General features: G+C 35.0%; 6 protein-coding genes. 3 read left to right on the forward strand and 3 right to left on the reverse strand.

The features are described 5' to 3' along the window. A partial coding sequence (locus tag HGP29_RS11100; protein WP_168882472.1) for a choice-of-anchor Q domain-containing protein occupies positions 1 to 4,083 on the forward strand: 4,083 nt, incomplete at its 5' end. Positions 4,084 to 4,154: 71 nt separating this feature from the next. Here the strand turns inward: HGP29_RS11100 and HGP29_RS11105 are convergent. From HGP29_RS11105 to HGP29_RS11115, 3 genes are all read right to left on the reverse strand, one after another. After that, the gene (locus tag HGP29_RS11105; protein ID WP_168882473.1) at positions 4,155 to 5,438 is read right to left on the reverse strand and encodes an alpha/beta fold hydrolase; all 1,284 of its coding nucleotides are present in this window, start codon (positions 5,436 to 5,438) and stop codon (positions 4,155 to 4,157) included. A 142-nt stretch (positions 5,439 to 5,580) separates the two neighbouring features. After that, positions 5,581 to 6,858 (reverse strand): hypothetical protein, encoded by a 1,278-nt coding sequence (locus HGP29_RS11110; RefSeq protein ID WP_168882474.1) that lies wholly within the window; start codon positions 6,856 to 6,858, stop codon positions 5,581 to 5,583. Between the two features lie 176 nt (positions 6,859 to 7,034). Next, entirely contained in the window at positions 7,035 to 10,148 is a 3,114-nt protein-coding gene (locus HGP29_RS11115) for a glycoside hydrolase family 2 TIM barrel-domain containing protein (RefSeq protein ID WP_168882475.1), read from the reverse strand. 353 nt (positions 10,149 to 10,501) lie between these two features. Between HGP29_RS11115 and HGP29_RS11120 the strand changes: the two genes are divergently transcribed. Both HGP29_RS11120 and HGP29_RS11125 read left to right on the forward strand, forming a co-directional pair. Next, on the forward strand, positions 10,502 to 10,684 hold the full coding sequence (locus HGP29_RS11120) for a hypothetical protein (RefSeq protein WP_168882476.1): 183 nt from the start codon (positions 10,502 to 10,504) through the stop codon (positions 10,682 to 10,684). 220 nt (positions 10,685 to 10,904) lie between these two features. Continuing rightward, positions 10,905 to 12,095: a multidrug effflux MFS transporter gene (locus tag HGP29_RS11125; RefSeq protein WP_168882477.1), complete on the forward strand. Its 1,191-nt coding sequence runs from the start codon at positions 10,905 to 10,907 to the stop codon at positions 12,093 to 12,095. The last annotated feature ends 9 nt before the right edge of the window (positions 12,096 to 12,104 follow it).

Consider the following 12,104-nt stretch of genomic DNA (forward strand, 5'->3'; position numbering starts at 1 on the left):
TTAGGTAAAGTAAATGCCTTACCAATAGAGAATATTACGAACAGTAAAGACCTGACTAACGATGTTTATGATCTTCAGTTATCATCAGAATTAGTAGATATGGCTGGTGCTGTAAAGGTTCTAACAATTGGAGACAGAAGTGCAGCATTAGATTTTGCAGTAGGAAGTACAATCAGTGAAGATGCTTTAGGATTACCAAGAAAAGAGACGCCAGATGCAGGTGCATACGAAGGAGAGAAGAAAGCTTTTGATCCCGTTAATACCGTATTCAATACAACGACATCAACACAATATTATACTATACAGGAAGCTGTTAATGATGCATCTTCTGGAGATGTGATTACATTTAATGGCCTTCATAAAGAGCAAATTACAATTGCAAAATCATTGACACTTCAAGGTGATAATGCGACTGAGGATATTTTAGAAGGTTTAAAAGACCAAGATATCAATGGAGGTTCTGTTGTAACTATTCCATCAGGTGATATTGAAGTGACATTTAATCACTTTACAATTACAGGAGGAGAAACATTGACCGAAGGAGTTGATGGAGGTGGTGTAAAAATCACTGATGTAACAGGTTTAGTAAGTTTCTCTAATATGATCATTAAAAGCAATCATTCTGCCGGTAGAGGTGGTGGTATCTCTTCGATTGGAGGTAACTTGACTATCAATAATTCAGTGATTGAGGATAACTCAACAACAGTTTCTAAAGAATTCTATGGTGGCGGTATCTCTATTGCACCAAGCAAAACGATATTGGAGGCAACTGTTGCTGTGATTAAAAATTCTACAATAAGCAATAATACTACTGCAAAAGCAGGGGGTGGTATTGGTATCGATGGACGTTATAGAAATGGAAATCCATTAGAAGTAACCATAGAAAATGTGACTGTTTTTGGTAATACTTCGACTACGAATGCAGGAGCAGGATTGTTTGTCAGAACGGATGATTTAGCATCAAACTCAACAGAAGCTAGTGTAAAGGTAACGGTTGACCATTCAACAATTGCATATAATGTTGGTAAGGGAATCAACTTTGCTAAAGCAGGAGATCAATTGGTTGATTTTACATTATCGAACTCTATTGTTTCTGAAAGTGGTACTTCATCGCAGGCAGATATTGAATTTAATAATGCGAATGCGACAGTGACCAATACCTTTATGGGTAAAATCGCCGGAACTCCAGTTGTAAACAATAACAGTAAGGATATTGACAGCAATACTTATTTCTTAGAATTATCTGATGAGTTAGAAGGTGATGGACTTGTTAAGGTGTTGACTATCTCAGAGTTAAGTAGTGCAGTAGACTTCGCAGAGGGTAGTACTTCTACTGCCGATGCATTAGGTCTTCCTCGCCAAGGAACTCCAGATGCGGGTGCTTTTGAAGGTGGTGAAATCACTTTTGATGATGAGAATACGGTTGTTTTAAATGATAAGCAATATAGATCTGTTGTTGAAGCGATGAACTATGTATCAAAAAATGACACCATTCATATCAGAGGTGTTCATACGGTATCTTTAATACTTACACAAGGAATTACGTTCCTAGGTGAAGACCCTACAAAAGATATTCTTCAAGCATCAGATGTGTATGGGGAGTCAACTGAAAGGTTAATTTATTTTGGTAATTCTGCCGATACAGTCAACATTGAACACTTAGGTTTAAGACATGGTCACTCTACAGAAGACACAGGCGGAGCGATTAAGACAGAAACAGTATCGGGATTATTATCTTTAAAAGATGTTCATATTTACAAAAATACATCAGACAAGAACGGTGGTGCAATTAGTGCAGGCGGAGCGAATCTAAAACTAGAGAACGTTGATGTGTACGATAATAGCTCTAGTGGTAACGGTGGGGGATTATTTATTTTCTCAAAAAATTCTTCGACACAGGATATGAAGGTAGAAATTAATAATTCTGTGATCTCAAGAAACTCAGCCGCTGGACACTCTGGAGGTATCACGGTGGATGGAAATGCTCAGTATGGTTTAAACAACCGAGTATTGGTAGAAATTAATAACACAATCATTGCTGAAAATGCAGCGAATGAATCTGGAGCGATGCAAATCAAAGGTTCATTACACCTTGACGGAGAAAGTTCTAACATTACTGTTAAGTTTAACCACAACACTATTGCTTATAACACATCAAACGGTAATAAATACGGAGTTTCTTTTGTGGGAACAGAACTTGGAATGCCTTACTTCTATTGCTACAATTCATTGATTGGACAAAATGGTACGTTTGATAATAATGATATCAATTTTGCTAATAGTAACTCTAAAGAGGTCTTTAACAATGTATTTGGTAAAGTTTATCAGTTAACAAAATGGACAGAGAGCGAGTCTGATAACCATATCAATCAAGATATTGATGGAACTCAAATCGGAAAGGAAACAGCAGAAGATGGTACAAGCATGTATCCGATTAGTGGTGGTAGTTTAGCCATCGATCATGCATTGTCTTCCAACTCGTTATCTACTGACCATACTGGTTATGCAAGAAAATATACTGCGGATGCAGGAGCTTACGAATACCGATCATTAGTATGGTTGGGAGTAAATAGCAGTGATGGAAATATTGCTACCAACTGGAACGAACAACGAGTACCTGGTGAAGATGAGTATGTTTATATTAGCAAGCATGCCAATAACCAACTTTCAGTAAGTACATCGAATGTGACTTTAGGAAATGTCGAAATCCAAGAAGGAGCAGAGGTAATGATCAGCGATGATTATTCATTGATCGTAAATTCAGATTTACAACACAAAGGAACGATTACAATGGCTTCAGGAGGTAGTTTAATTGTGAATGGAACAATGGAACAATCAGAAGCAGCGGTAGTATCACAAGAGACGGTGAACCTAAGATTGGTTGGACCAATGGTTTCAGAAGGATTACCAGAAGAAGACATTACATTCAACTCTTTTGATCCAACATTAGTTGCGGAAAATGGTTTGAGAAGTGCTTTTATCACTGAAAAATCTTCAGTACTACAAAGTGGAGAAGGATATTTGGCAACAGAAGCTTCAACATTCACATTCTCAGGTGTGGCAATTTCAGAAGACCTTAAAATGGAACGTTCTGTAAGTGAAACAAGCTACCATACTTTCTCCAATCCTTTTAACGCATATATCGATTATAATGACTTGATGTTTGCGAATGAAAATAGTTTAGGCGCGGTGTATTTATGGGAAGTAAATGCAGAAGGAGAGGATGAATTACTAACAGTAACACAATTGGGAGCTGTAGGTAATCACCTAAAAACATGGGATGGTAGTATCGCTGCAGGAGAAGGTTTCTTTGCTCAATTACATGATAACGATCTAACATTCTCAAAAGAAATGAGGATTGAAAGTATCAGAGCATATAGAGCTACAGAGTCTGTAGAATCAGAAATCCCATTAGTGAAAATCAATCTGAAGAGTAGTGGAACAAATGCTCAAAACGAAACACTGGTTGGTTTTGCTGATACAGCAACTCAAGGTTTCGATCAAGGATTTGATGCTTACAAGCATGACGGAAACAATGGAGTAAGACTTTATTCTAAGATGAATGAAGAAGCTGAAATGGCGATTAATTACCTACCATTTAATGACGGTGAAGTAACAATTCCATTATTTATAGATGTAAATGAGAAGGAGGAATATTCACTGACATTCTCTGATTTAAAAGCTTTAGGTGATTATTATGTAGTACTTGAGGATAAGGAATTTAATACATTCACAGAACTTTCAGAGGACGATGTATACTCATTTATTTCTGATGAAGTATCGAATTCAAATAGATTTAATCTAATTATTTCGAAGTCGAAAGTAATCACTTCTGTTGATGATGTTACTTCATCAATCCAGTTACAAGTAACACCAAATGCTGTTACAGTTAAGAGTGATTATATTACGCAGAATGGTGGTGAGATCTTGATTTATAATGAATTAGGTAGTGTTTTGTTACAAGAAGAATTAGATAGAGGAAATGCTTCTTCAACAGTAGCGTATCAATTCTCAAAACAAAGGATTTATATCATACATATAAAGACATCTAACGGTATTAAAACACACAAAGTGATGTTTTAATATAGTACAGAAGTAATCGTTTATTTTAAAAAAGCCTAGGATGAATTTCCTAGGCTTTTTTTATCAAATAATCAATTCACTTTTTTCTCCTCAAGAAAGGAAAGTACTGTGGCATTAAATCGATCTGGATTTTTTATAGGTTCTTCATGTGTTCCATCAACAAAAACAACGAGTTGAGCATTATTAATTTTTTCAGCAATGAGTCGAGTATGACTTTTAAAGAAGTAATCGTTTTCACCAACCATAACTAAGGTAGGGCAATCGATTTTTGTTAAGTCCTCAGGGTTAATATTGGGTTCATCTCTTAATAAATATAGCAAACGCCCTTCGAATGTATCTGCTAAGTTCTTTTTCTCTATTACTTTTATTCTTTTTCTTAATTGACTGTTGATTTCTGGTAATACAGAGGTCTTGTCATTATAAAGATTAGCTCCCATAACGGCGAGTTTATTGATTTTTTCAGGTGCCTTCATCGCCATGATCAATGCTGTATTACCGCCATCACTCCAACCAAGCACATTCACTTTTTCTATCTTTAAATGGTCAATAAATGCCAACATATCTTCGGCGAAAAGATTATAGGAAAGGGGGGTGCCATCTTCTGTAGATTTACCATGACCTCTTGTATCTACAGCTATTACCTTATATTTTTTAGCCAAGACGGGAATTTGGGCAGCATAATCTTTAATGGATTGTGCATTTCCATGAAGTAGTAATAAAGGTTCTCCTTCACCATAAGTTTCATAATAGAAGGTTACATTTCTACATGTTAAATACTTTCCGGCTTGATCATTAAAACCATGGACAATGATTTGACTAGCATCAACAACCAGTGGTTTTGTTTTATCAGCAATTTCTTGAACTGAAACCGTACATTGTTCGGGTAAGGTGAATCTCTGTGAAGTATGATTTTTTTGATTTACTCCAAAATCAGAGTTGGGAAGATTAAAATCTTTCCATGACCCATTCTTGGTTCTGACCTTTAAAACGAAATCATCAAAAAAGTATTTCCCTTGAAACAGACATTGTCCGCCCACTAAGATAGACTTTGCCTTTTTATTGATTTTTCCACGAATAGAATACGTTTCCCATTGGTGTTTTTGAATAGGAGTTTCACTTCCTTGATAAGACAATAGGTTATCCTTCTCTCCATCCATTCGCACATAAAGATAAGACCCAGCATTAGGTGATAATGTATCTGATTTAGCTCGCGCTGTAAATTGGTATTCCCCTCCTTGATATGCTGAGATATCCATTTTATAGAAAAAACCGGATATATAGTCTTTAGGGTTTTGTGCTAAGGTATACTGTACGGATAGAATTCCAATAATTAGTAGAGCGATAGAGTAGTTCATTTACAAATGGGATGATTATGCTTTAGGTAATTTGTTACATATACCTAAACACATTACAGCCTCTATTCGTTGGAATTTCTCATCAACCTAACATAAATTCTTAGGTTGATGAGAAAGTTATTCTAATTCGTCTATCATTTGATTAGATATTCTTGATTTCTCCAGAGTCTTCTATAACAATGGTTTTTGCGTCTCTACCGTTCGCTAAAACTTCTCCATTGTTTGAATAGCCGTGGATTTGTCCTGCTACCTTTAAAGAAACAACGCCGTCTCCTTCCGTTCTTATTCCTTCTTCAATATGTAATTTTTGTATAGTACCTTTTGGTAGTACACTAATTCCATCAGCAGAGAGCTCAAAAATTTGTCCTTTAACAAGTGTTTTTCCTTTTGAACCCAATGTTGTTAGCGATTTATCTATCCTAATTTCACCTACTGGTTTAGATACTTGAATACCAATGGCTCCATCTCCATGCGTAATGATTTCATTAAATTGGGCTTTGTCAATCGTTCCTTCATATTGATTAAAACCTCTAGCTCCCAAGCCAAAAGTTTCGATCTTCTTTTTTGATACAAAGTTTTCAACAACTCCAAAATTTACAAAACCAATACCACTTGGGCCATAAGAGATAATATTATCCTTAGCAATCCAATTGCTTACTTTTCCCCAGTTGTCGAGGACCATTCCATTTACTCCGTAAGTAACCAACTCTTTAGAATTTACTATTTGCTCTACTTCTACACCAGCCATAATAAATAAGCTACCAGAAATAATATTATTGACTCCCAGCGGAAGCATTCCATTAGAATATATCGCATTGGTGTTAATTAAGTCAGCGACTACTTTTCCTCCAGTTACCCCATATCCTGAGATTAGAACACCACTACCTAACACTGGTGCTTCTTTACGACCAATGGAAATACCATCAATTTCTAATTGAATCTCACTTTTATTATCTGTGCAGAAATTAAATACGGTAAGTGCCCCTTGAACTACCTCAACACCAAAATAGGATTGGGTTTCCTTTCTTTGACGAACATCTGCAGACACAATATCGATCGCATTTATTTTAAGTTGTAATTGTTGGGTAGTCTCTCTAGTAATTAATTGGATTTGCCCTGTGACATTTAAGTTTTGAAGTGTCACCTTCCCAAGGTTCTCATGAATACTACTAATAAATAATGCTCTATTAACAGGAGATACCTGAACAGTTAGGTTTTGAACTGTATTATTCTCTGTTAAACCGATACCGTCTCCATCACCAAAGAATAAACCAGACTGTTCTTTATTGATCCCTTCTAATATTAAGCCTTTGGGCAAGTGAATACTCTGAGGAACATAAATTGTATCTGTGATAGTAATTTGTTGAATGGATGGTGTATCTAATGCAACCATTAATTCTGCATAGTTCTGAACTTTCATAATTATTTGTTTAAAGTGTGAAACTTTAATAACGATAGGACCATTCTGCTGAATTTTAAATAGTTACTGAAAAATATAAATTTCGGATTGAAAGTATTTTAATAGGTATGGTAGGTGTATAAAAAAGGCCTGAAGTTATTCACCTCAGGCCTTAAATTGTATTGATTACTGTCTATTTATTTTCCTAATTCAATCTCTTGGTCAATAGAACCAATTTCAAGATTAAAATGATATTCCGTTACAGGAGCAAAGTACTTTTTAAGTGGAATTGCTCCACAAGAACCGTTTCCTAAAGCACCTTGAATAAAATCAATATTAACGATATTGAAATCCCGATGTTCTTCTAATTGCCAAGTATTCCATGCATTTTCAAGGTCTTCAACAGTATACTTTCGAATTGAGAAGTTGATATAATCCGAACTTCTTACTGCTAACCCTTTTTGTTGGTCGTTGTGGAACTTCACCCATCTGACTAACGATTTGTTTCCATTCTCTTGAGGTTTCGCATAATTGATAAACTGTTCCTCCATGGATGCTGTATAAATACCCGTTTGCATACCTACTTTACGATCTATGTAAGATGATCCTGGTCCTTTACCATACCAAGTAGAATGTGCAATATCTTTTGTAACCTTAATCGTATAACCCACTCTCGGTAAAGTTGTAGCAGCTTTAGTCCTTACAGTTTCGGGAGATAATTTTAAATCGATTAATAATTCACCTTCTTCCGAAAGACCAAATGTTTCAGTAGTGTAATAGATAAACTTAGACATTTGTGCCTGATGGATCTTCTCAATCTTTACCTGTCCATTTTCAATAGTAATATTTTGTACTTTGGACATCATTTTATCGAAACCTGCTTTCTGCCACATCTCCATTAACTTTTTATCATTGTCAATTGGAGCTCTCCAGAAATCTAAAGACATGTTTCCATTAAAAAAGTTTTTTCCATTTTTGGTATAGGCTACAATTTCACCTGTTCCTTTATCAATCTTTATATTAGATGATGACGAAGAAATCTCGATTTCTCTGCCTTCACTATTCACTTTAGCTGCTGAAATAGCTTTATCTAAAGGATTAAATGTATAAGGTTGAATCACTTTTTCTGCATAAGCAATTTCATAACCTGATTTTGCCCATGCTGTTTCTTCTCTTTGTTTTACAGAAAATTGTAAAATATACTCAGCATTTTGATCTAAATCTGTCGGAGCATTTTTTAATGTAAAAGTACCTTGTTCCAAAGGAGAAAGCTTTACCTGAAGATCTCCACTAGTGCTTTCCTTTCCATTTTTTAAAAGCCTCCATGAGAAATCAAATTCGCTGAGGTTAGTAAATAAAAACTCGTTACGAATAACTACTTTATTTACACCCTGAATTGTGAAGTTAATATTTTGGAATACTTGTTTTACCTGTGAACTTTTTGGAGTAGGTGTTAAGTCAGACATAAACACACCATTCATACAGAAGTTATTGTCATTACTGAAATCGTGTTTAAAATCCCCTCCAAAGGCCCAATAGTAATCTTCACCCGGAAGCTGAGCCTGTTGATGTGCTTTATCAACATCTTGAATCTGATTTCCATATTGACCGTCAATAGATTTAGTAATTCCTTGATCAACAAAGTCCCAGATGCAACCACCAATCATGGCAGGGTACTTTTCAAAAATATCTTGGTACTCTTGTAAATTACCCATAGCATTACCCATTCCATGGGCATATTCATTCAGAATATAAGGTTTATCTACACCATCTTGAGCTATTTTTTCAAGATCCGGAATATCGATATATCTATTTTGTTTTTTGTGATGTAAAGGGAAACCTCCACCATAAGTATCAAAAGAAGAAGGTAGAGTTGCAAAGTGATAATGCGTAGGTCGAGAGGTATCTATCTCTTTAGTTTTACGTTGCATTGCAGTCATGTTAACACCATTACCTGCTTCATTACCAAAAGACCACATAATTACTGAAGGATGGTTTTTGTCTCTTTCAACCATTGCTTCAATACGTTCAACATGCTGTTTTTCCCATTTCGGGTTATTGGCTAAAGTTTCGTTTTCTTTATAACCAAAACCATGAGATTCTACATTAGCTTCATCAATCACCAACAAACCATATTGATCACATAGTTGATAAAAGTAAGGTGAAGCAGGATAGTGAGACGTTCTAACTGTATTGAAATTGTATTTCTTTAACGTCATGACCGTTTTTTCGATACGCTCTTTTGGGATGTATTTACCAAAAATAGGATCATGTTCCACCACATTTACTCCTTTTATAGTAATGGGCTGACCGTTTAATAGAATTTCGTTTTTATCAGAAATAAGAATTTCTCTAATACCGACCTTACCCTGAATCTGATCAACAACTTTTCCAGCTTTTAAAAGGGAGATGTCAAGCTGATATAAATTAGGCGTTTCATTCGACCAGAGCTCTGGTTTTTTAAGTGTTGTCTTAAATGTTGTTGAAAGTGAATTGATCGCCTCATTTCCTTTGACAACTATTTTTCCTTTATTATTGGTTAAGCTATATTTTAACTGGTAGTCAGAAACTTTTTCATTTGTATTTTTAAGATCAATTTCTAGTTGAATTTTTGCAGAATTATTCGATACATCTGTTGTTTGAATGAAGTAATCATTGATATGTAATTTTGATCTCTTGATAAGAAAAACATCTCTAAAAATACCGCTCATTCTCCAACCATCTTGGTCTTCTAAGTAACTTCCATCAGACCATCTGATCACTTGCATTTTTAAAGAGTTATTTCCTTCCTTTAAATATTTTGTGATATTAAATTCTGCAGGTGACCAACTGTCTTGGCTGTACCCAACTTTTTCACCATTGACCCATAAATAGAATGCAGAAGAAACGCTTTCAAAACGTAAAAATACTTCTTGATCTAAAGCGTCTTTTTCAACAGAAAATTGATGCTGATAAAGGCCTACAGAATTGCCCACCTTCGAATTGATAAAAGGTGGATTTTTTTCAAATGGATAAGTAATATTTGTATAGATAGGAGAGCCGTATCCTTGCATCTGCCAAGCAGACGGGACATCTATTTTCTCCCACTTATTAGGTTTAAGGTTTTTTGGCACTTTTGTGATATCATTATAAAAGGCAAAATCCCATTTTCCATTTAAAAGGGTAACATTATTCGAGGAGGCATCGTAGTATAATGTGGCATGTGGAGCCTCCTTATTTATTTGTGTTATCTTTTCATTTTCCCAATCGTTTTGCTGTGCCAACAAGCTAGTACTCACACAAAAAAGGAAAAGTATAATAATTCTTTTCATTCTAAAAATTGATCTGATAGTTCATTAAATATAGATGTAATTGTTTACTTAATCGTAATAGTACGATATAAGCTAATGTATTGTGATGAGGATATCACAGAAAAAGGTCACATGTCAATTTTAGGTTAAATTATGTTGAATTCGTGTTAGTGGGTGGTGACTTAAAACTGACAAAAAGGTGATGATAATCAATGTTTTTTAATGAATTAATTCGCGTAAAATCAACACCATTTTACCTCTAGATTAAGCTTTTATAAAATGTCTAAACAAACCTTAATTAACATGTTTTTGTACTTCATTTTACCGTATTTAAGGGTATCAAAATAAAGGCCATCACCTCTTATAAATTGAAAATGGAAAACACTATTTTGTCAGCCATCGAAAGCTTAGAAAAGCAAGTTGCAACTATGCAAGGAAGAATCCACGAAATGCAATCAAATGGATCTTCACTGAAGGATACAGAGCACATCAAAGTACGTATTAAACGTCACAAACAAGAGCTCAACGAACTCAGATTTCAACAGGCGAGAGGGTAGTTTTTTTCAAAACAATCAACCACTCCACTAATCATAAGAAATTTGAAAAAAAGACAAGTAGTATTTTAAGCTACTTGTCTTTTTTTGTTTCAAAAATTGTCTATTCGAATTAATTCTTGTAAAGATATCATTTGTTTAAACAGGTTTTACATTAAATACTTGTATTAGGAATAAAAACAAACAACCTTCGTACAAACCATCGAAACATTAAGTAGAATAAATGAATAAAAAAGAACGTAACTTTTTCGTCTTGCTATTAGGGGCATTGGCTATGATTGGGCCATTTAATATTGATACCTGTTTGCCCGCACTTGGTCAGATTGCCGAAGATTTTGGTGTGCCTTTCCAAAAGGTAGAATTAAGTATGAGCTTATTCTTTTTCTTTTTTGGTTTTGGCCAATTGTTTGGAGGATATTACTCTGACCGTTTAGGTAGGAAATGGATTGTTTCTGCCGGTTTAATTATCGCTACAATAGGAAGTGTATTCTTAGTATTTACACAGTCTTTAGAAATGTTTTATGGAGGCAGAGCTTTACAAGCCATCGGCGGAGGGTTTGTAGGTGTATCTATTGCGGCTATTGTTAGAGATCGATTTCAAGGAAAAGAGGCAGCTAGTATCATGTCGTTGGTGATGATGATTGCTATGGGGGCACCTTTGGTCGCTCCAACAATCGGAGCGGGGTTATTACAACAGTTTGGTTGGCCTTCGATCTTTATATTTATTGCTATTTATATGGTGGCTGTCTTTATTCCTCTTCAACTAAAAGTAACGAATAGAGTACCAGAAAATGCATCGAACATGACCTTCTTTAAGGGAATAAAAACGGTGTATTCGAATAAACCTGCCTTGGCATATATGTCTGCTATGGCAGTACCATCTGGAGCATTATATACTTATTTAACTACAGCTCCATTTGTATATCAGGAATACTTCGGACTAAATGCATCCAATTTTGCTTTGTTATTTGGTTTAAACGGTGGTGCCTTAATCATTATGAATAAATTGAATTCTGTACTTGTGAAGACCTATTCTCCAAGAAAATTACTGCATATTGGCTTAGGGATTCATATTAGTACATTAGCTATAATATTATCTACTATTTCTGTAGCTGAACCGAATATGTATATTGTGTTGCCACTGTTAACGGCACACTTGTCATCTTTAGGCTTTTTATCTGGTAATGCAACATCTATTGCGTTGGAGAAATATCAGAAAAATGTAGCAGGTTTAGCCAATTCGCAAATGAGAGTAGTTGGTATTGCCATTGGATCTTTGGCTGGTGCTATCGCAAGTAGTTTTAATAACGGAACATTATTTCCTCCATTTATTGTGATGTTTACTTGTTCAACATTAGGTATTTTATTATATGTTACGCTTAAGAAGCATGACTTAGATAGGAGATCTATTTAGGTAGCATAA

Source organism: Flammeovirga agarivorans, from assembly GCF_012641475.1.
Lineage (GTDB): Bacteria > Bacteroidota > Bacteroidia > Cytophagales > Flammeovirgaceae > Flammeovirga > Flammeovirga agarivorans.